Origin of the sequence: Pseudarthrobacter sulfonivorans (genome assembly GCF_001484605.1) — a bacterium.
Lineage (GTDB): Bacteria > Actinomycetota > Actinomycetes > Actinomycetales > Micrococcaceae > Arthrobacter > Arthrobacter sulfonivorans_A.
On record NZ_CP013747.1, the window covers coordinates 2,267,061 to 2,287,256 of the forward strand.

A 20,196-nucleotide genomic window follows, 5' to 3' on the forward strand; every position below is an offset into this window, starting at 1 on the left:
ATGCCCCGCCCCTACACCCTGTTCACCGGCCAGTGGGCCGACCTCCCGTTCGAAGAAGTCGCCAAACTGGCCTCCGGCTGGGGCTACGACGGCCTCGAAATCGCCGTATCCGGGGACCACCTGGACGCCTGGCGCTGGGACGAACCCGGCTACGTCGAATCCAAGCTCGCCGTCCTGGACAAATACAACCTCAAGGTCTGGGCCATCTCCAACCACCTCAAAGGCCAGGCCGTGTGCGATGACCCCATCGACTTCCGGCACGAAGCGATCGTGGGCGCGAAGGTCTGGGGCGACGGGGACCCCGAGGGCGTCCGCACCCGCGCCGCGGAGGAAATGAAACACACCGCCAGGCTGGCGAAGGCACTCGGTGTGGACACCGTCGTCGGATTTACCGGCTCCTCGATCTGGCAGTACGTCGCCATGTTCCCGCCCGTCCCTGAAAAGGTCATCGACGCCGGCTACCAGGACTTCGCGGACCGCTGGAACCCCATCCTGGACGTCTTCGACGAATGCGGCGTCCGCTTCGCCCACGAAGTCCACCCCTCCGAAATCGCCTACGACTACTGGACCACCGTCCGCACCCTCGAAGCGATCGGCCACCGCGAAGCGTTCGGCCTGAACTGGGATCCGTCCCACTTCATGTGGCAGGGCATGGACCCCGTGTCCTTCATCTGGGACTTCAAGGACCGGATCTACCACGTCGATTGCAAGGACACGAAGCTCCGCCCCACCGGCCGGAACACCGTCCTCGGCTCGCACCTGCCCTGGGGCGACCCCCGCCGCGGCTGGGACTTCGTCTCCGCGGGCCGCGGCGACGTGCCCTGGGAATCGTCTTTCCGGGCCCTGGCAGCGATCGGCTACACCGGCCCCATCTCCGTCGAATGGGAGGACGCCGGCATGGACCGCCTCCACGGTGCACCGGAAGCCCTCGCCGCGCTGAAGAAATTCGATTTCCCCGCCTCGAACACCTCGTTCGATGCGGCCTTCAGCAGCAGAAACTAACCTGCGAGTCTGCCTTAAGAAACCTGTTGTCTGCGCAAAGCGATTCGAAGATCCCGTCTACAGCAGTTCCAACGTGCACACGATCCGCGCCATCGTGGGCCGGGGTCTGGCGTACTCGCTGCTGATGAAGGCAGTCGATGAGGGCAGCGAACACCCCTGCCGCTGAAGTATCTCCGATTGCCCAGAAAACAGGAACCAAATCACTGCTTAGCAGCCCTTGCTCGACGCGGTCCTTCAGGCTCCCGTCAGACTCAAGTACACCCCAACCTGACGTCAGGCATTGTCCAAATTAGTTGTCAGAATAGGATCGATTTCCCGCTTTCTCGACACACCCCCTTTGGGAGTCATAGATTTCATCCTGACGCCTTCGGCGCAGGATTTCAGTGGCAGGTCAAAGGATCGGTATACAAGGGTCAGCACCCTGGACCAGAACGACAAGCGCCAGTTCGACGGCGAGGCCCGCGAGTTCGGAATCAGCCAGGCAGCGCCCCACAGTATCTACGCCAGGCGAAGAATTGAGTGGCTTACACCAACCCTGCGCCCCAAAGAATAGCGCTCCCTTGTAATACAAGTAGCAGACTTGTATTATAAGTAAGAGGGCAACGCAGCCCGGACAGCCTGCTTTCGAGGAGCAACCATGAGTACCGTTGATGCCATCCGGCACGTCAAGCTTTCCACCGCGCGGCTGCCGCTGGCCGTCCCCATCAGTGACGCCAAGGTTTTCACCGGCCGCCATAAGCCCATGACAGAAGTGGTGTTCCTGTTCGCGGAGATAACTACGGAGCTGGGCCACAGCGGCATCGGCTTCAGCTACTCCAAGCGCGCCGGCGGCCCCGCCCAGTATGCCCACGCCAAGGAGGTCGCACAGGGACTTATCGGCGAGGACCCTAACGACATCGGCAAGATCTACACCAAGCTGCTCTGGGCCGGCGCTTCGGTGGGCCGCTCGGGTGTGGCCACGCAGGCCCTGGCCGCGATCGACATCGCGCTGTACGACCTCAAGTCCAAGCGCGCCGGCCTGTCCCTGGCCAAATTCCTGGGCGCCTACCGGGACTCCGTCCAGACCTACAACACGTCCGGCGGCTTCCTCAATGCCTCCCTGGAAGAGGTCAAGGACCGCGCCACCGTCCTGCTGGAGGAAGGCATCGGCGGCATCAAGATCAAGGTGGGCCTGCCGGACAGCAAGGAAGACCTGCGCCGCGTGGCCGGCATCCGCGAACACATCGGCTGGGATGTTCCCCTGATGGTGGACGCCAACCAGCAGTGGGACCGGGCCACTGCCCTGCGCATGGGCCGCCAGCTGGAGCAGTACAACCTCATCTGGATCGAAGAGCCGCTCGATGCCTACGACTTTGAGGGCCATGCGCACCTCGCCAACGTCCTGGACACCCCCATCGCCACGGGCGAGATGCTGGCGTCCGTGGCCGAGCACAAGGGCCTCATCACCGCCAACGGCTGCGACATCATCCAGCCGGACGCACCTCGCGTCGGCGGCATCACCCAGTTCCTGCGCCTCGCTGCCCTCGCGGACGAACGCGGGCTTGGCCTGGCGCCCCACTTCGCCATGGAGATCCACCTGCACCTCGCCGCGGCGTACCCGCGGGAACCGTGGGTGGAGCACTTCGACTGGCTGGATCCGCTGTTCAACGAGCGCCTCGAAACCAAGAACGGCCGCATGCTCGTCCCGGACCGTCCCGGCCTGGGCGTGACCCTCAGTGACCAGGCCCGCGCCTGGACCACCGAGTCCGTGGAGTTCGGCGCGTAACCTTGAACGCATGAGCCGGAACCTGACCGCGGACCTCGCCGCCGACCTTCGCACCCGCATCGTGGACGGCGTCATCCAGCCCGGCGACAAGCTTCCCAGCGAAAACGCGCTGATGGTCGACTTCGGCGTCAGCCGCACCGTGGTGCGCTCCGCGCTGACGCGCCTCCAGGCCGAAGGGCTGGTGGAAACCGAACGCGGGCGGGGCAGCTTCGCGCTGACCCCGCCCGACGACGGCCCCCAGCCAGTCCCGGGCAGCCGCCCCGTCGCCAGCATCGAAGACCGCATCCACCTGCTGGAATTCCGGCTGGGCGTCGAGACCGAAGCTGCGGCCCTGGCCGCCCGCAACCACTCCGACCGCCAGCTCCGGGCGGTCAATGCTGCCCTGGAACAGTTCGCCGCCAGCGCTGACCACCCCGGCCACGCCATGAAGGCGGACTTCGAGTTCCACCGCGCAATCGCGGCCGCCTCCGGCAACCCTTTCTACTCCGATTGCCTCGCCGCCCTGGGCCAGACGATGATCGCGATGCCGCGCACCCGGCTGCTCACCGGCGTCGAACATTACGCACGGGACCACTTTGACCAGGTGGTGCACGAGCACCGGTCCATCGCTGCCGCCATCGCCGACGGCGATGAGACCGCCGCCTCAGCCGCCATGCGCAGCCACCTCGCAAATTCCCGACGGCGGTTCACGGCTTCGGTACGCCCACCCGCTTAGGCACCGCCCGCGCTCAGCGCTCCTCGCGGCCGCGGGCCAGCACCTGCCCCTTGAAGAACTCGGGCCGCAGCCGGGACATCATCAGCATGATCACCACGCCCAGCAGGATCACGCCCATGCCCAGGATGAACACCATCCCCAGCCCGCCCACCGATGATCCGGAGCCGTACTCGGGGTCCATGGAATCGGCGGCGGTCTTGAAGAACATCACCAGCAGGATGACTCCGCCCAGCAGCGGCGCCAGGAACTTGAAGAAAAAGGCGCGGCCATTGCTGAACGCCTGGGCCCGGAAGAACCAGACGCATGCCAGGGCTGTGATGCCGTAGTAGAAGCAGATCATCATGCCCAGCGCCGTGATGGTGTCCCAAAGCGCGTTCTCCGAGGTGGTCCGGGTGATGACGTAGAAGGCTGCGGCGGCAACGCCCGCGGCGATCGTGGCGTAACTCGGGGACTTGAAGCGCGGGCTGACCTTGCCGAAACGGCCCGGGAGTGCCCTGTAGTGACCCATCGACAGCATGGTCCGCGCCGGAGACACAAACGTTGACTGCAGCGAGGCGGCCGAACTGCTCAGGATGGCGAGGGACATCAGGATGGCGAACGGTCCCATCACCGGCCCGGAGAGGACGGCGAAGATGCTCGACTGGTTGTCCGGATTCCCGGCGCCCAGGCCGGTTTCGCCCACCCCCGCAAAGGACAGGGTTGCCAGCGCAACGGTCATGTAGATCGCCACAATCACCACCACGGTGACGGTTGCTGCCCGCCCCGGAGTCTTCTCCGGATTTTTGGTTTCCTCGTTCATGGTCAGAGTGACGTCCCAGCCCCAGTATATGAAGATGGAGAGGGAAACCCCGGCAGCAAAGGCTGAGAAGGATCCGACCGCGAACGGATTAAACCAGTCCGGCGAAATGGCGGTCGCATCAAACGCCGAGCCGTTGGCCACGTGGCTGAAGGCGGCAACGGCAAACCAGCCAAGCACCAGCAGCTGGAACGCCACCAGTACATACTGCACGCCCTTGGTGGCTTCCATGCCCCGATAGGAAATCCAGCAAGCCAGGGCGATGAACACCAGGGTCGTGGCGATGTTCAGCGGCAAGTTCTTGCTCAGCTCGCCCAGTTCCGGGTTCCCGAACAGCTGGGCCAGCATGAGGTAGAAGAAGTCGACGGCGACCGCCGCCAGGTTGGACAGCACAATGATGGTGGCTGCAATCAGCCCCCAGCCACCCATCCAGCCGATCCACGGACCAAAGGCGCGCGATGCCCACGTAAACGAGGTGCCGGCGTCGGGCATGGCATTGTTCAGTTCGCGGTAGCCGAACGCCACCAGGATCATGGGGATAAATCCCACCAGGAAGATCGCCGGCAGCTGGACCCCCACTTCCGAAACCGTTGGCCCCAGCGCCGCGGTCAGCGTGTACGCAGGCGCGATGCAGGAGACACCGATCACGACGGCGCCCAGCAATCCCACCGCGCCCGCCTTCAGGCCCTTCCCGCTCAGGCCTTTTTCAGCCAGGCCATTGCCCGGGGCGCTGGGTGGCTGTGCTGTCACTTCTTTGGGACTCATGGCCTTGCCTCTCTTTCATTCGACGCTGAATGGGGTGGAGCTGGTGCGCTCAGCCGACGGCGGCCGCGGCCTCGATTGCCGCACCGGAAGCGCCAGCCGCAGCCACGATGCGCGCCGCGGTGCGCTGGCCCATGCGGACGGCTCCGTCAACATGCTGGTAGCCTTCGGCGGCGAGGTCCGAGGAGCACCAGTAGATAGGGCCCACGGGGGCGTGCTGGTCCTTGCCGTAACGGTGCAGGCCGCCAAGATCGTAGCTGGCCGCGTACGCGCCCCGGGTCCATTCCTCGGACCCCCAGTCGGATTCGTAGTAGACCTCTGGCTCCAGGGCCTTGTCCCCCAGGAACCCGGCAATCGATTCCAGGATGGCGCGGCGGCGGTCCTCGGCACTCAGCTCGAAGACGGCGTCGGCCTTTTCATCCGAGACGAAGCCCACCAGGGTTCCCCGTGAATCACCGTGGTTGGTGTTGTCGTAGACCTCCTGGACCAGCGAACCGGCACCGAAACCCGTTCCGGAGAGTCCGTCTTCACGCCAGAACGGCGTGCTGTAGACGGCGTGGACCTTGATCACCAGGCCCAGGGACTGGTGCTGGTGCATCTGGTGCTGCCGCCGCGGAAGCGGCGGGTTAAAGGAGACGCGCGAGTAGAGGTTCGGCGGCACGGCCATGATCACAAAACGCGCATTCACGGTGGCGCGCTCCGAGACAACGCTGACGCGGTGTCCGCCTTCCCCGGCATCCTCCCAGTGGACCGTGCGCACCGGACTGTTAAGTACGACGTCGGCACCCAGTTCCGCTGCCTGCAGCAGGGACACCTGCTGCATCCCGCCGATGACCCGCTTGTCCAGGATGAAGTCCTCGTCGGTGAGGTGGCTGAAGGACCCGGCGGAGGCTGCCATCAGGACCGCCTGCAGCGCCGAAAACGCGTGCGCGGGCTTGGTGAGCATGCCGCCGGCGATGAACAGGCCAATGTTGTTGCAGGCCTCCTCGTCGTTCGAGTTCCGGCGCAGCCAGTGCTGGAAGGAGATGGTGTCCAGTTCACGGGCCTTGGGATGGGCCCACGGCTCGGTGGCGCCGATTTCCGCGGCGAGGCCGTCCAGAATGCCGATCAGCTTGTCCATTTCCGCCCCGGTGGCTGCGCTCACCGGGAAGGAATCACCGGTGTAGCGGGTTTTCTTCCCGTCGGCGCCGACGTAGACGGACTCGCCCTCCCGGTAGCGGGAGTATGTCTTCAGGCCGAGCTCGTCCAGGAGCTCCAGCAGTACGGTCTGATCCGGGGAGACCCACTGGCCGCCGATTTCCAGCATGGCCCCGTCAATGGTGTCGGTCCAGGTTCGGCCACCCACGCGGTCCCGTGCTTCCAACACTGCCACGCTGAGGCCGGCCTTCCTCAGTTCGCGGGCAGCGGTGAGCCCGGAGGGTCCGGCGCCAACGATCACAACGTCACGGTCAAGATTCAGCATGATGTCCTCTCTATGGCCGGTCGAGTGACACGAACCACTAAATGAATGCCATTCATTTATTAGAACTATAGCTGTTTTGCGGTCCGCAAGGAAGTGCCGGGTGGAATAATGCTGGAGACATCTGCCCGCAGAAAGGCCAGCAATGCCGGCATCACCAGCCGCTTCACGAACTGCCACGGAGCGCGAGCCCGTGCCGAAAACCGGTGCGGCACGGCGCCGCGCGGGGCGGCCCGCCGCCGCGGTCCTGGACCTGGCGGGCATCACGGCAGCAGCCCTGCGGCTCATCGGCAAGAACGGCTACGACGGTCTCACCATGGCCGCACTGGCCCGCTCACTGCACGTGGCGCCGTCGGCCCTTTATAACCATGTGGAATCCAAGCGGGACGTGCTCCTCCTCGTGGAAGACCATTTGACTGCCCTGGTGGATGTGACCGCATTCGCGGCGGAACCTTGGGAGTCCGCCGTGCGGAAGTGGGCCTGGAGTTACCGGGACGTCTTCGCAGAGCACACGCCCCTGATTCCCGTCATCGCAGTACTTCCCGTGACTGACGCACCGCAGACCCTCGCCATGTATGAGACCGTCAGCGCCGGATTCCGGGCGGCCGGATTCCCGGAGGAGCGGATCGTGTCCGCCATCGTGGCCCTGGAATCATTCATCTTCGGATCCGCCTACGACGTCACGGCCCCAGCCGATATTTTCGATTCCGGCAGCATGGCGGAGTCGACGCCAAGCTTCACGGGCGCAGTCCGGAGCCTGGCCGCGCTGCGGCACGAGAAACCTGCGGACGTGGCGTTCAGCCTCGGGCTTGAGGCCCTTATTGCGGGCTTCGGGGCGTTACGCGAGTAGGCGCAGGGCTTTCTCAGCCTCATCCTGTTGAAGAGGCCCAGCGTTAAAGAAAGGAACCCCGGTCCGAAGACCGGGGTTCTTTTGATTGCGTGCGCGAGGGGGGATTTGAACCCCCACGCCCTTTCGGACACTGGCACCTGAAGCCAGCGCGTCTGCCGTTCCGCCACTCGCGCGCAACTTCTTTTCCATGAATTACGGCCGGTTTCCCGTATCCGCAACCTTGTAAAAGCAGCGAGATCAAGCATAACGGACATCGGCGGCAAAACACCAATTGAGCCCCGGGAGCGGTCAAATTCCCCGCCGGGAGGGGGCCGGCAGGGAACCCCTAGCGAACTTTTCCGGGGGCCCGGCCGTTGTGGATTAAGGTCATTCACAGGCCTGCCCAGTAGTATCTGATGTAGTAGTGCCTGCCACTGCCAGGCAGGCCGCTGGGTTCTGAACTGCATTGTTGGCTGAGTTCCGGAACGAAAACTGCCCCGCAGTCGGGGGGAAAGGAGAAGGACCATGGGATTGCTGGACAAGGTCGAGCGCGGCATCGAAAAAGCCGTCCGCGGTGTCTTCTCCACCGGTTCGCGCGCCCAGGTGGAACCTGTGGAAATCGCCAGCCGGCTCCGCCGCGAGGTGGACAACAAAGCCCTCACCATCGCCGCCGGCCGCACGCTGGCCCCCAATGTCTTCGACGTCCAACTCAGTGACGACGACTTCAGGAGGGCACAGGACTGGGGCACGCCGCTGGCCGAAGAACTCTGCGACGTTGTCATCAACCATGTCCGCAGCCAGGGCTACACCCTGCAGGGCTCGGTGCGGATCTCGTTCCGCCGTGCCGAGGAGCTGCGCGCTGGGGACTTCGAAATCGTCTCCTCCACTGAGAAGTCCAAAGCCGGCCCCGGAGTCTCCTCGGCCAGGCCTAACATGCCGGCAGCCCCGAGCCGCCCGCCCGTACGGCTGCAGCCCGTCCTGGACATCGACGGCCAGCGCTACTCCCTCAATGCCCCCTCCATCGTCCTGGGCCGGTCCTCCGAGGCCGACATCCTGATTGACGACACCGGCGTCTCGCGCCGCCACCTCGAGATCCGCACCGCCAGCGGCGTCACCAGCGCTGTGGACCTCGGCTCCACTAACGGCAGCTACGTCAACGGCCATAAACTGGCAGGCAGCACCGAACTGACCGACGGCTCCACCATCACGATGGGACGGACAAAGATCATCTTCCGCCTGCTTCCCGCCAACCCTGGGGGCCGCCCATGAGCGACCTGACCATCACTGCCCTGCGGTTTGGGTTCCTGATCCTGCTCTGGGTCCTCATCTTCAGCATCGTTTCGGCCATGCGCCGGGACCTGATGGTGGGCCGCAAAGCCGCCGCCGGCACCCCCACCGCCCGTCAGGTTCGCAAGAACCCGGAACTGGCCGAGGCTCCGCCGCAGCCGCTCAAGCAGCAGGCCCACCAACTGGTGGTCACCGAAGGCCCGCTCAAGGGAACCACCATCCCCCTGGCCGCCAGCCCCATCCTGTTGGGCCGCGCTCAGGAAGCCACACTGGTACTTGAGGACGACTACGCCTCCGGCCGCCACGCGCGGTTGTTCCCGCAAGGCAGTCGATGGTTCATCGAGGATCTTGGCTCCACTAACGGCACCTACCTGGCCGACCAGCAACTTACCCGGGCTCTGCCCGTTGAGCTTGGTGTACCCGTGAGGATCGGCAAGACGGTCATCGAATTGAGGCCGTAGCCATGGCCGCTGACATTCCCGCCGGCGGGGCCACACCCGTCCAGCGGCCCCTCATCATGCGCTATGCCGCGCGCTCGGATGTGGGACGCATCCGGGCCAAGAATGATGACTCGGCGTACGTCGGCCGCCATTTGGCAGTGGTCGCGGACGGCATGGGTGGCCACGCGGGCGGCGATGTTGCCTCCGCCGCCACCGTGCTGGACATGCTGCACCTGGACCACGGCGACTACGACGGCGACGCCGGCACGGTCCTCGCCGACGAGATCCAGACGGCCAACTCCCTGCTATCCGAGCTGGTGCACATCAACCCCAAGCTCGCCGGCATGGGCACCACCGTCACATCCCTGCTGCTCGCCGAGGGCAAGCTGCACTTCGCGCATATCGGCGACTCCCGGGCGTACCGCCTGCGTGATGGCGAGTTTGAACAGGTCAGCGTGGACCACACGTTCGTCCAGCGGCTGATCGATGAGGGCCGGCTCCGGCCCGAAGAGGCCGAAACCCACCCGCACAAAAACGTCCTCATGCGCGTCCTGGGCGACGTGGACGCCAGCCCCGAGCTGGATCTGGACACCCTGGACGTCAAACCCGGGGAGCGATGGTTGCTGTGCTCGGACGGGCTCAACTATGTGGCCGGACACGTGGTGGAGCGGACCGTCCGCGAGACAAAAGATCTGCGTGAGTGCGTCGAAACCCTGGTTAACCTGACGCTGGAAGCCGGCTCACCGGACAACGTCACCGTGGTCATGGTGGAAATCACCGAGGAAACGTCCGACGACGTCAGTACCGCCGCCGTCGACATCATCCCTTCACAGCTGCTCACCGAAGCCCTCGCCGCGGCCAGCGACGCCACCAGCGCTTCACCGGACCCCGAGGCGGCCGACGACGAAAAGCCCGCCGCCGACAAAGCCCCCGAAAAGCCAGCTGCCGCGGAACCGCCGCCCTCCACCGACCCCCATCTCGGCGAGCACCTTTCGGCCGAAGTGCTGCGGCAGGAACTCGCATCGCGCCCGCACGAACTCGTCGGTGCTGCGGCCACTGCGGCCGAGTCCGGCTCCATTCCCACCATCGCCGGCCGCACCGTGGCCCGGCGGGCCGCCACCGTCCTGACGCACAAGGCCGACGCCCCCGTTGCTGAGGCGGATGACCTCCTGGGACAGCCCAAACCCCGCCGCTGGGTCACTATGTCCATCGCCGCGTCCGTGCTGGTGGTGCTGACCCTGGGCCTCTGGCTCGGCTACGCCTGGACCCAGACCCGCTACTACATCGGGGAATACGATTCCCGTGTGGCCATCTACAACGGTGTGTCGCAGCGGCTTGGTCCCCTCCAGCTTTCAACCCTCGAAGCCGTAACAGAGATCCGGATGGATTCCTTGCCCCAGTTCTCCCAGCAGCGCGTCCGGCAGACAGTTCCCGCGCGTGACCTCTACGACGCCCAGCGGATCGTGAAGAACCTTGAAGGCACCGGCACCATTGCTCCGCCGGATGAGTGCCTGACCCCCTCGCCCACTCCGGCCCCAACAACTGCGCCGGCTGCAACACCCACCGCACCTGTCCCGTCGCCGGACCCGTCCGCTCCTGCGGCAGCGCCGGCCCCTGCCGCCTCACCCACCCCCACTACCGTCTGTGAGGGGGGCCAGTGAGCCAGCTCAGCACCATCCCCAAGCCCCGGCGCAACGTCGAACTGTTGCTGCTGATCCTCGCCCTGTCTGTGGGCATCGGCGCCAACATGCTGGTGGGCGTTGACCAGGCGAAGGCGTTCGACTCCGATTTCTGGTTCCAGTCCAGCCTCCTCGCGGTGGCCGCCCTGGTCTTCCACGTGGTCCTGCGGATCCGGGCTAAATATGCCGATCCGGTGATACTTCCCTTGGTGGTGGCACTCAACGGCCTGGGTCTCGCGATGATCCACCGCCTCGACGCCCCCGGGGAGGACACCGGCAACAACCAACTGCGCTGGACCCTGATCGCCATGGCCGTGGCCATCGGCGTGATCTGGTTCCTCAAGGACCACCGGGTGCTGCGCCGCTTCACCTACATCTCGCTGGCTGTGAGCGCGCTCCTGCTGATTCTTCCACTGGTGCCCGGCATCTCGGCCGGCGAAATCCTGGGCGCCCGGGTCTGGATCCGGGTGGGTCCCATGACGTTCCAGCCGGGTGAGATCGCCAAGATCACCCTGGCTATATTCTTCGCCGGTTATCTTTCCTCCAACCGCGACCTCATTCTGCTGGCCGGCCGCAAGATCGGCCCGCTGCAGTTCCCCCGGTTCAAGGACATGGGTCCCATGATCACCGCCTGGTTGGTGAGCATCGGCGTGTTGATCTTCCAGCGCGACCTCGGGTCTTCCGTGCTGTTCTTCGGCCTGTTCATCGTGATGATCTACGTGGCCACCAGCCGTATCAGCTGGGTGGTTATTGGCGTGGGCCTCATCCTGGGTGGCGGCTTCGTGGCAGCCCAGGTGTTTTCCCATGTCGAAGTCCGCATCTACGGCTGGCTGAACGCCTTCAGCCCAGACGTGTACGAGACCGGCAGCCGGCAAGTCATCGAGGGACTCTTCGGCATGGCCAACGGCGGCCTGGTGGGTACCGGCCTGGGCCAGGGCCGGCCGGACCTGGTCCCCTTCGCCAACAGCGACATGATCATCGCGTCCATCGGCGAGGAGCTGGGCCTGATCGGACTGTTCGCCGTGGTGCTGATGTACGTGATGCTGTTCACACGAGGGTTCCGGGCGGCGCTGGGCACCCGAGATGCCTTTGGGAAACTGCTGGCCTGCGGACTTTCCTTCGCCATCGCCCTTCAGTGCTTCGTCGTGATCGGCGGAGTCACACGCCTGATCCCGCTGACAGGTTTGACCACGCCTTTCCTCGCCGCCGGCGGTTCGTCGCTGCTGGCCAACTGGATCATCGTGGGCCTGCTCCTGCTGATCTCCCATACGGCGCGGGGACCGGTGGACACCACACCACTTCCTCCCGGCGGCGCTGCGGAACCTGCAGGAATTGATACTCCCACCGAGGCGGTGAAACGAGCGTGAACCAAGCAATCCGTAATTCCTGGGTGGCAGCGATCGCCATGTTTGCCCTGATCTTCGGCGCCATCAGCTTCGTCCAGGTGGTCGGTGCCGATGACCTCAAGGGCAACCCCCTGAACCAGCGGGCCATTCTGCAGAATTACTGCAACGACCGCGGCGCCATCATCGTGGGCGGGGAGCCGGTGGCCGAATCGGTGGAAGGCACCTCGGAGGTCTGCCAGTTCCAGCGGACCTACGCGCAGCCGGCACTGTATGCAGGCCTCACCGGCTACTTCTCCCGGAACTACGGTGCCACTGGCCTGGAAGTTGCGATGAACGATCAGCTGGCCGGCAGCTCAGACCAGCAGTTCTTCGACCGGATCGGCCAGCTCTTCCTGGGCAACCAGCCGAAGGGCGCCTCGGCGGAACTCACCATCGATCCCGCCATCCAGAAGCTCGCCTACGACCTCATCCCGGACGGCCAGCGGGGATCCATTGTGGTCACCAACCCCAAGACCGGCGCCATCCTGGCCATGGTGTCCAAGCCGTCCTATGACCCCAACCTGATCGCCACCCAGGACCCCAACGCCGAAACCACCAACATCAATGAGCTGGTCAAGGTACCCGGCATCAACCTGAACCAGAATGTCAGCGGACCAACGGGCGAGCTGCTCGCTCCGGGATCAGTCTTCAAGCTGGTGGATACGGCTGCGGCCCTCGCCTCCGGGAAGTACAACAAGGACAGCGTGCTCCCCAACCCGGCCGAGATGCCGTTCCCGGGGATCCAGTACAAACTCCCGAACTACGCCGGAGGCAACTGCTACACCCAGGACAAGGCCAGCTTTGCCTTCGCCCTGCAGCAATCCTGCAATACGCCGTTCGCCAGCATTGCCCTCGACCTGGGCCGCGACGCCATCGCCGAGCAGGCTGCGAAATTCGGCTTCGGCGAGGATCTGGGCGACCAGCTCAAGCTCGCCTACGCCAGGGGCAGCGGATTCCCCGATGACCTGGACGGGCCAGGCCTGGCCCAGTCCGCCATCGGCCAGAAGGACGTGCGCGCCACTCCGCTACAAATCGCCTTGATGACCTCGGCAATCGCCAACAACGGCGTCCAGATGAGCCCCAGCCTGGTCAAGACCGTGCGGTCCCCGGACCTCAGGGTCATTGACGAGCCCCAGCCTGAAGCGCTCCGGACGTCCACCACCCCGGAAATTGCCCGGCAGATCACCGAGTGGATGACCAGTGCGGTGAGCCAGGGCATAGCCCGCGGGGCTGCCGTCCCCGGTGTCCAAGTGGCCGGCAAGACCGGAACCGCTGAACTGGGCAACGGCCTGAACAACTCATGGTTCACCGGGTTTGCCCCGGCGAACAACCCGGAGGTGAGTGTCACCATCGTCATGGAAGGCGTAGACATCACCACCGGCGCACAGCTAACCAGTCCGAACGCGAAGAAGATTTTTGAGGCGGTGTTGAATAAGTGAGGCCTACAACGGGAATCACCCTCGGCGGCAGATTCCAGCTGACCACGCGGATTGCGATCGGCGGGATGGGAGAGGTCTGGAAGGCCAAGGACCAGGTCCTGGGCCGCATTGTCGCCATCAAGGTGCTCAAGGAGGAATACACTGGGGACCCCGGTTTCCTCCAGAGGTTCCGCGCCGAGGCACGCCACACCGCACTGCTGAACCACGTGGGCATCGCCAATGTCTTTGACTACGGCGAGGAGGAGGGATCCGCCTACCTGGTCATGGAGCTCGTTCCGGGCCAGCCGCTGAGCAGCATCATCGAGCACGAGCAGGTGCTGTCCCCGGACCGGACGCTGTCCATGATGGCGCAGACCGCGCGCGCGCTTTCCGTCGCCCACGCCCAGGGGCTGGTCCACCGCGACATCAAGCCGGGCAACCTGCTGATCACCCCCGACGGCCGGGTCAAGGTCACCGACTTCGGCATCGCCCGCCTGGCCGACCAGGTCCCGTTGACGCAGACGGGCCAGGTGATGGGCACCGCCCAATACCTCGCCCCCGAGCAGGCCACCGGCCAGACCGCTACCGGCGCCTCGGACATCTACTCACTCGGCGTGATCGGCTACGAGTGCCTCACCGGGCACCGGCCGTTCTCCGGCGAATCCCAGATCGCCATTGCCCTCGCCCAGGTCAACGACGCCCCGCCGCCGCTTCCGGAGACCCTGCCCAAACCGGTCCGCGCGCTCCTGATGTCAATGCTGGCCAAGGACCCCAAGAACCGCCCGGCCAACGCCATCAAGCTGTCCGAAGCCGCCGAGGCCATCCGCAACGGCGATATTGACGCCGCGCACGCAGCGGTTCCCGGCATGCTGCTCTTCGAGGCAACCACGGGCCCCATTACCGCGCCGGTGGACATTGCCACGGCCCCCACCGGCGTCATCGCCCAGAAGGACAGCAACACGACGTCGACGTCCGCACTGCCCGTGCTGGGTGCCGCTGCCGGCGGAGCTGCAGTCGGCGCCGCGGCCGCAGGCGCAGCCACTGGAGCCGGGAGCACGCTTTCGCGTGCGGACGCGCTGGCTGCGGAGCGCAGCTGGGTGCAGGAGGAAGAGAAGTACGACGACGAGCCAGCCGACGAGCCCGACCGTCGCGGCCGCAGCCCCTGGACGTGGCCACTGGTCGCCCTGATCGTGCTGGTCCTGTTCGCGCTGGTGGGGTTCTTCCTGACGCAGCAGGGGATTTTTAACCCGGCAAATACCGTCACCAACTCGGCATCAAGCACCCCGCCGTCCACCAGCGCCAGCCCGACAAAGACCTCGGCATCCGCTACACCTACGCCCAGCCGGACCACCGATGCGCCCACTCCAACGCCCACGCCCAGCACGGTGGACATCATTTCTGCGGCCTACCTCGGGAAGGACTACCGTCAGGTCCAGGGGGCGCTGGAAACCATGGGCCTGTCCGTCCGGGTCATCCCGCAGCAGAGTACTTCCGCCGCCGGAACGGTGTTGCAGGTCAACCCCACGGGCACCGTGCCCAAGGGGGCTGAAGTGACTGTGACCTACGCCGTCCCGGTCCCGGCCAGCACGCCGACCGCTCCGCCATCCACGCCGGCCTCCGCTGAGCCAACGTCCACCCTGTCCAAATGCAACCCCGGCCAACTGCCCGGGCTGCCCCCTACCTGCGCGCCGTAGCCGACAGGATTGACAGTGAGTGATTCGGCCCGCACCCCGCTGCACCGGGAGGACAGCCTCCCGGTGGATAACCAGCGTGTCCTGAGCGGTCGCTACGAACTCGGCGGAATCATCGGCCGCGGGGGGATGGCGGATGTCCACCGCGGAGTGGATACCCGGCTTGGCCGGACCGTTGCTATCAAGCTTCTCCGCCCGGATATGGCCCGTGATCCGCAGTTCCAGGCGCGCTTCAAACGGGAAGCGCAGTCCGTGGCGGCGTTGAACCATCCGTCCATCGTCGCCATTTACGACACGGGCGAACATACGGTTCCGGATGGCTCGGAGGACAGTGTCCGGGTGCCCTACATCGTGATGGAGTTTGTTGAGGGCCGGACCATCCGCGACCTGATCCGGGCCAAGGAAGTCAGCATTGACCAGGCCATCGACTTCTGCCTGGGCGTGCTTTCTGCCCTTGAATACAGCCACAAGGCGGGCATCGTCCACCGGGACATCAAACCCGCCAACGTGATGTACTGCGAAGGCTCCAATTCCGTGAAGGTCATGGACTTCGGGATCGCCCGGGCCATCGCCGATTCATCCGCCACCATGACGCAGACCCAGGCCGTGGTGGGCACTGCCCAGTACCTCTCGCCCGAGCAAGCCCGGGGCGAAACAGTGGATGCGCGCAGCGACCTCTACTCCGCAGCGTGCCTGCTGTACGAAATGCTCACCGCCCGCCCGCCCTTTATTGGTGACAGCCCCGTGTCCGTGGCGTACCAGCACGTCAGGGAAATCCCGGAGCCCGCGAGCAGCGTGAACCCGGAGGTCTCGGCCGCCCTGGACAGTGTCCTGGCCAAGGCTCTGCAGAAGAACCGGGCGGACCGTTTCCAGGACGCGGCCGCCTTCCGGCGTGCGCTGCGCGCCGCCCGGGCGGGCGTGTCCGTGCCCGCGCTGGCCGCAACCGAAGCGCCCACCGATCCCAACGACCACGTCCCGACGCCGGAACGCCCGCCCGTGACAGAGGCGTTCGGGCTCACCGGAGCCGGCTTCCTGGACGATGCCCCCACCGGCTGGCAGCGCAATGCGGACGACACCCGGACTGACGGCGTACCGGTTATGGCGGCCGCCACCCTGGGACAGTCGGATGTCGATGAACTGCCCTTGGGCTTCGCTCCGGAACGTGAGCGGACCGCCCGGCAGAAGTCCCGTCGTCGTACGTGGATTGCCACACTGGTGATCTTCACCCTGCTGGTTCTTGGCGGCGGCGGTCTCTGGCTGTACAACATCATGAACCAGCCAGCTCCAGCGCCGCCCAAGGTGGCGGTCCCGGCGGTCGTGTCCCTGACGGAGTCGGCGGCCCTGCAGGAACTTTATGGTGCCAACCTGCGGCCGCAGATCAAACGGAACAAGCACGAGACCATACCCAGTGGGACGGCCATCGGCACTGACCCGGTGGCCGGAACCTCGCTTGACCCCAATGCGGAGGTGATCCTGAATATCTCTGAAGGCCCAAGCGCCGTCAAGATTCCGGAGAACCTTCCGGGCCAGACAGAAGCCGCGGCGCGGGACATCCTGCGCCAGGCAGGACTCGTGGGAGCCCCTTCCACCACCACAGCCAACAGCGCCACCGTTCCCGGCGGCCGTGTGATTACCACCAGCCCGGCACCGGGCCAGATGGTGGGAGTGGGCACCACGGTGGAGATCGTGATTTCCACCGGCAAGGTGTCCATGCCTGAACTGCGGGGCCGCACGCGTGCCGAGGCGGAAACGGCGCTGAAGGAACTGGGCCTGGTCCCCAACGTCCAGGAAGTGGAGAACTCCCAGGTGGAGGCGGGCCGGGTCACGGATCAAAGTGACCCCGTGAATGCCGCCGTCGACCAGGGCAAGACGATCAATATTGTGGTGGCCAAGGAACCGGCCCCGCCGCCATCGCCAACGCCAACGGCTACGCCCTCAGCCACTAAAAAGGGCTAAGCCTCCGCCCGCTCCTTAAAGCAACGCGGGGTCACTTCTCGCCCATCCCGAAGGGGAACATGGGCGCGAAGTGACCCCGCGTTGTTCGTGCGTGTGCCGGTCAGTGCTGGATGAGCGGGCTCAGCGTGGCGGCACGGGCGGCGGCTCCCGCCATTCCCAGGGACTCGAGCCAGTTGCCCAGCATCTGGTAGCCGCCTTCGGTCAGGACCGACTCCGGGTGGAACTGCACGCCGCACAGCGGGGCAGTGCGGTGCTGCAGACCCATCACGACGCCGGTCGCGGTCTCGGCGGTGATCTCCAGGACGTCGGGGATGGTGTCCCTTACCGCTGCCAGCGAGTGGTAGCGCGTCGCTGTCACGGGGGAGGGGAGCCCGGCGAAGACGCTGGTGCCGTTGTGCTCCACCAGCGAGGTCTTGCCGTGCATCAGCTCCGGCGCGTGGGTCACTGTGCCGCCATAGGCTTCGGCCAGGGCCTGATGGCCCAGGCACACACCGAACATCGGCTTGTTGTTCGCCCCGCACCACTTGATCAGCTCAATGCACACGCCCGCCTCGGCGGGGTTGCCCGGACCGGGTGAGATGAGGACGCCGTCGCGCGTTTGTGCCATCTCGATGGCTTCAGCGAGGGTCACGTCGTCGTTGCGGACAACGGTGGTCTCGGCGCCGAGTTCCTGGAGGTAGCCCACCAGGGTGTAAACGAAGCTGTCGTAGTTGTCTACGACCAGGATTTTGGTTGTGGTCATGGCTGGCTTGCAGAACCAATCGTTGAGTCGGTGAATGCGGTGAACCCGGACATCCATGGGAACAGGAACTGAACCATCAGGATCAGTGCGCCGGCGATGAGCACCAGCGACGTGAGGATCCGCAGCCAGAGGGGGCCCGGCAGGTGGCGGAAAATCCAGCCGTACATACTCAGTTTCCTCCCACGGCTGCGGCCACCTGGGCGGCGATCTCGGCTGGCGGGCCCGCCGAGGCAGGCTGCCAGCTATCCAGCAGCGCGTACGCGATGATGCGTTCCTCGGCGCCGAAGCGCGGATTGCAACTGGTCATGGTGAGGAAGCTTTCGGTGGGAGTGACGCCGGGGCGGGTGGGGACCGGTTCCAGGACATCGGTCCGGGACGGCATCACAATCTGGTTGTTGCGGAAGACATAGATGTAGTAGCCGTCCTTGGTCTGGACGTAGATTTTGTCCCCCGGGACAAGGGTGTGGATATTGTCCAGGACGGCACCGTGGGTCTGTCGGTGTCCGGCCACCGCGAAGTTCCCGACGGCGCCGGGCATGGCGGTGTTGGCGTAATGGCCAAGCCCCAGCGTATCCAGGACATCCCCGGTGGTTCCCTGCACGATGGGTCGCGTGTAGTTGGGGCCAAAGCGGGGGATATACATGATGCCGATGGTGCCGGCATGGCCTGGTGCCGCGGCAACGGCCGGGGTGCCGTAATCCACGGGCGCTGCCGATGGATCCGGTTCCGGGCTTGCAGGCATCGCGCCGCCCAGCCCCTGGGCGAACTCCTTGATGACGGCACTCTGCTTGGCGTCGGATTCGATGTTGGTCCACCACAGCTGCCAGCCCACAAAGAGCAGGAGGATAATGCCGGCTGTGATGAGCAGCTCGCCGAGCACCTGCACTGTGCCACGCAGAATGGAAGCGCGGGCGGGCGCCGCACGGGCGGGCCGCGTGGCGGCGCGCCTCGCCTTCTCCTGCACTACCACGCGTTCTCCTCCGGGGTGGCCGCGATGGGCGTTTGAATGCCCTGAACTACGGCTAGAATTGACTGCTAGTAAGAATCCAGATTTGACCAAGATCGCGCAGACCGCTGGCAACTTCCTTCTTGCAGGATATCAAGCCCGCGGCGCCGAGCTTGCTCCAGTCCGCCAAGGAGAGCACGTGCCCGAGTCAAAGCCTCGCAAGAAGACTTCCAGTGCCGCGCAGCCCGCTTCCGCGGCGCAGGCGTATAAGCCCAACGCTGTTTGGTTCAAGCCGGTGATGTTCGGCCTGATGATCATCGGGCTCTTCTGGATCATCACGTTCTACATCAGCGAGGGCCGGTTTCCTGTCCAGGCGTGGGAGTCGTGGAACATCGTGGCCGGCTTCGGCATTGCCATCATCGGCTTCCTGATGACCACGCGCTGGCGTTCCTGACCTGACCGCAGGACCCGCATGACTCCCGCTGCCGCCGCCCAGCCCCTAAACGAGGGTGTGGACGGAACTGTCCTGGGCGTCGACGGCCTCGCCCGCCCACCGTGGGCCGCCGTGGATCCGCTGTTGCGCGAGTACTACGACTCCGAATGGGGCCTCCCCGTCCGGGACGAACAGGGCCTCTACGAGCGCATCTGCCTTGAGGGCTTCCAGGCAGGTCTCTCCTGGGCCACCATCCTCCGGAAGCGCCCTGCCTTCCGTCAGGCTTTCCTCGACTTCCAGCCGGACGCTGTTGCCGCTTTTACCGAAGCTGACGTTGAGCGCCTGCTCCAGGATCCCGGCATCGTCCGCAACCGGCTCAAGATCCGTGCCGCCATCACCAATGCCCACGCCACCATCGCGCTGCGCGAACGGGAAGGCCTAGTTGACTTCGTCTGGCAGTTCCGGCCCCCAACCACTCCCCAGCCGGCCACCCACGCGGACATCCCCACGCAGTCACCGGAATCGGTGGCGCTGTCCAAGGCACTGCGGAAGCAGGGATTCTCGTTCGTTGGCCCCACCACCATGTTCGCGCTGATGGAAGCCATCGGCATGGTGGACACCCATCTTCTGGACAGCCACCGGCGCGGATCCTCAGGCGTCTGGACCGGCTGACCGGACGCTCAGCGGGGAGTTGACCGGGCGCTCCGCCGGGGCAGGTTGTCCACAGCTGTTGGGAAAGTTATCCACAATGTGTATATCTTTCCCAGCGCCGGAAGCGACAGCCGCGCATGCAGGCCATGGCGCACGGGACCGGATCCAAAGCGCTCTGACGGACAGTTATTAACATTGTGGATTGGCTGTGGATAATTCACACGGACCCGAACATGGCGT

Annotated in this window: 18 protein-coding genes and 1 tRNA gene; 13 read left to right on the forward strand and 6 right to left on the reverse strand. The window is 65.3% G+C overall.

The features are described 5' to 3' along the window. The 3 genes from AU252_RS10160 (at nt 1) to AU252_RS10175 (ending at nt 3,482) form a co-directional block, all read left to right on the forward strand. Nucleotides 1-1,002: a sugar phosphate isomerase/epimerase family protein gene (locus tag AU252_RS10160; protein ID WP_058930610.1), complete on the forward strand. Its 1,002-nt coding sequence runs from the start codon at nt 1-3 to the stop codon at nt 1,000-1,002. 637 nt (nt 1,003-1,639) lie between these two features. Further along, nucleotides 1,640-2,767, forward strand: coding sequence for an L-talarate/galactarate dehydratase (locus AU252_RS10170; protein WP_058930612.1), 1,128 nt, complete (start codon nt 1,640-1,642; stop codon nt 2,765-2,767). 10 nt (nt 2,768-2,777) lie between these two features. Next, nucleotides 2,778-3,482, forward strand: a complete 705-nt coding sequence (locus AU252_RS10175; RefSeq protein WP_058930613.1) for a FadR/GntR family transcriptional regulator — start codon at nt 2,778-2,780, stop codon at nt 3,480-3,482. A gap of 13 nt (nt 3,483-3,495) precedes the next feature. On the opposite strand, the gene AU252_RS10180 is transcribed toward AU252_RS10175, so the two are convergent. Next, the gene (locus AU252_RS10180; protein ID WP_240484370.1) at nt 3,496-5,043 is read right to left on the reverse strand and encodes an APC family permease; all 1,548 of its coding nucleotides are present in this window, start codon (nt 5,041-5,043) and stop codon (nt 3,496-3,498) included. A gap of 49 nt (nt 5,044-5,092) precedes the next feature. Beyond that, complete coding sequence (locus AU252_RS10185; RefSeq protein WP_058930614.1) at nt 5,093-6,502, reverse strand: flavin monoamine oxidase family protein; 1,410 nt, start codon at nt 6,500-6,502, stop codon at nt 5,093-5,095. A gap of 142 nt (nt 6,503-6,644) precedes the next feature. Between AU252_RS10185 and AU252_RS10190 the strand changes: the two genes are divergently transcribed. Continuing rightward, nucleotides 6,645-7,349, forward strand: coding sequence for a TetR/AcrR family transcriptional regulator (locus tag AU252_RS10190; RefSeq protein WP_058930615.1), 705 nt, complete (start codon nt 6,645-6,647; stop codon nt 7,347-7,349). 90 nt (nt 7,350-7,439) lie between these two features. Here the strand turns inward: AU252_RS10190 and AU252_RS10195 are convergent. Continuing rightward, nucleotides 7,440-7,522, reverse strand: a tRNA-Leu gene (locus tag AU252_RS10195). A 331-nt stretch (nt 7,523-7,853) separates the two neighbouring features. On the opposite strand from AU252_RS10195, the gene AU252_RS10200 reads away from it, so the two are divergent. The 7 genes from AU252_RS10200 to pknB are packed head-to-tail and all read left to right on the forward strand — an operon-like array spanning nt 7,854 to nt 17,184. Continuing rightward, complete coding sequence (locus AU252_RS10200; RefSeq protein ID WP_058930616.1) at nt 7,854-8,597, forward strand: FhaA domain-containing protein; 744 nt, start codon at nt 7,854-7,856, stop codon at nt 8,595-8,597. Further along, entirely contained in the window at nt 8,594-9,076 is a 483-nt protein-coding gene (locus AU252_RS10205; RefSeq protein ID WP_056342800.1) for an FHA domain-containing protein FhaB/FipA, read from the forward strand. The genes AU252_RS10200 and AU252_RS10205 overlap by 4 nt, the downstream gene beginning before the upstream one ends. Nucleotides 9,077-9,078: 2 nt before the next feature. Beyond that, nucleotides 9,079-10,716 carry a PP2C family protein-serine/threonine phosphatase gene (locus tag AU252_RS10210; RefSeq protein ID WP_058930617.1) on the forward strand — a complete coding sequence of 546 codons (1,638 nt, stop codon included), beginning with the start codon at nt 9,079-9,081 and terminating at the stop codon, nt 10,714-10,716. After that, nucleotides 10,713-12,101, forward strand: coding sequence for an FtsW/RodA/SpoVE family cell cycle protein (locus AU252_RS10215; protein WP_058930618.1), 1,389 nt, complete (start codon nt 10,713-10,715; stop codon nt 12,099-12,101). The genes AU252_RS10210 and AU252_RS10215 overlap by 4 nt, the downstream gene beginning before the upstream one ends. After that, complete coding sequence (locus AU252_RS10220; protein WP_058930619.1) at nt 12,098-13,558, forward strand: peptidoglycan D,D-transpeptidase FtsI family protein; 1,461 nt, start codon at nt 12,098-12,100, stop codon at nt 13,556-13,558. The genes AU252_RS10215 and AU252_RS10220 overlap by 4 nt, the downstream gene beginning before the upstream one ends. After that, on the forward strand, nt 13,555-15,231 hold the full coding sequence (locus tag AU252_RS10225; RefSeq protein WP_058930620.1) for a protein kinase domain-containing protein: 1,677 nt from the start codon (nt 13,555-13,557) through the stop codon (nt 15,229-15,231). The genes AU252_RS10220 and AU252_RS10225 overlap by 4 nt, the downstream gene beginning before the upstream one ends. 15 nt (nt 15,232-15,246) lie before the next feature. Then, nucleotides 15,247-17,184: a Stk1 family PASTA domain-containing Ser/Thr kinase gene (gene pknB, locus AU252_RS10230; RefSeq protein ID WP_058930621.1), complete on the forward strand. Its 1,938-nt coding sequence runs from the start codon at nt 15,247-15,249 to the stop codon at nt 17,182-17,184. A gap of 100 nt (nt 17,185-17,284) precedes the next feature. Here the strand turns inward: pknB and AU252_RS10235 are convergent, their stop codons facing one another. From AU252_RS10235 to AU252_RS10240, 3 genes are read right to left on the reverse strand one after another with little or no spacing between them, the layout of a single operon-like run. Continuing rightward, nucleotides 17,285-17,926: an aminodeoxychorismate/anthranilate synthase component II gene (locus tag AU252_RS10235; protein WP_056342783.1), complete on the reverse strand. Its 642-nt coding sequence runs from the start codon at nt 17,924-17,926 to the stop codon at nt 17,285-17,287. Continuing rightward, complete coding sequence (locus AU252_RS24135; protein ID WP_167349826.1) at nt 17,923-18,093, reverse strand: hypothetical protein; 171 nt, start codon at nt 18,091-18,093, stop codon at nt 17,923-17,925. Before AU252_RS24135 ends, AU252_RS10235 begins: the two co-directional genes overlap by 4 nt. A gap of 2 nt (nt 18,094-18,095) precedes the next feature. Next, nucleotides 18,096-18,896, reverse strand: coding sequence for a class E sortase (locus AU252_RS10240; protein ID WP_058930622.1), 801 nt, complete (start codon nt 18,894-18,896; stop codon nt 18,096-18,098). A 175-nt stretch (nt 18,897-19,071) separates the two neighbouring features. On the opposite strand from AU252_RS10240, the gene AU252_RS10245 reads away from it, so the two are divergent. Beyond that, the gene (locus AU252_RS10245) at nt 19,072-19,326 is read left to right on the forward strand and encodes a cell division protein CrgA (RefSeq protein ID WP_058932876.1); all 255 of its coding nucleotides are present in this window, start codon (nt 19,072-19,074) and stop codon (nt 19,324-19,326) included. A gap of 18 nt (nt 19,327-19,344) precedes the next feature. Continuing rightward, complete coding sequence (locus AU252_RS10250; RefSeq protein ID WP_058930623.1) at nt 19,345-19,977, forward strand: DNA-3-methyladenine glycosylase I; 633 nt, start codon at nt 19,345-19,347, stop codon at nt 19,975-19,977. The last annotated feature ends 219 nt before the right edge of the window (nt 19,978-20,196 follow it).

Coding starts and splice junctions, on each gene's coding strand:
- AU252_RS10175 (WP_058930613.1), top strand. CDS start 2,778: ATGAGCCGGAACCTGACCGCGGACCTCGCCGCCGACCTTCGCACCCGC.
- AU252_RS10200 (WP_058930616.1), top strand. CDS start 7,854: ATGGGATTGCTGGACAAGGTCGAGCGCGGCATCGAAAAAGCCGTCCGC.
- AU252_RS24135 (WP_167349826.1), bottom strand. CDS start 18,093: ATGTACGGCTGGATTTTCCGCCACCTGCCGGGCCCCCTCTGGCTGCGG.
- AU252_RS10170 (WP_058930612.1), top strand. CDS start 1,640: ATGAGTACCGTTGATGCCATCCGGCACGTCAAGCTTTCCACCGCGCGG.
- AU252_RS10250 (WP_058930623.1), top strand. CDS start 19,345: ATGACTCCCGCTGCCGCCGCCCAGCCCCTAAACGAGGGTGTGGACGGA.
- AU252_RS10185 (WP_058930614.1), bottom strand. CDS start 6,502: ATGCTGAATCTTGACCGTGACGTTGTGATCGTTGGCGCCGGACCCTCC.
- AU252_RS10235 (WP_056342783.1), bottom strand. CDS start 17,926: ATGACCACAACCAAAATCCTGGTCGTAGACAACTACGACAGCTTCGTT.
- AU252_RS10205 (WP_056342800.1), top strand. CDS start 8,594: ATGAGCGACCTGACCATCACTGCCCTGCGGTTTGGGTTCCTGATCCTG.
- AU252_RS10160 (WP_058930610.1), top strand. CDS start 1: ATGCCCCGCCCCTACACCCTGTTCACCGGCCAGTGGGCCGACCTCCCG.
- AU252_RS10180 (WP_240484370.1), bottom strand. CDS start 5,043: ATGAGTCCCAAAGAAGTGACAGCACAGCCACCCAGCGCCCCGGGCAAT.
- AU252_RS10190 (WP_058930615.1), top strand. CDS start 6,645: ATGCCGGCATCACCAGCCGCTTCACGAACTGCCACGGAGCGCGAGCCC.
- AU252_RS10210 (WP_058930617.1), top strand. CDS start 9,079: ATGGCCGCTGACATTCCCGCCGGCGGGGCCACACCCGTCCAGCGGCCC.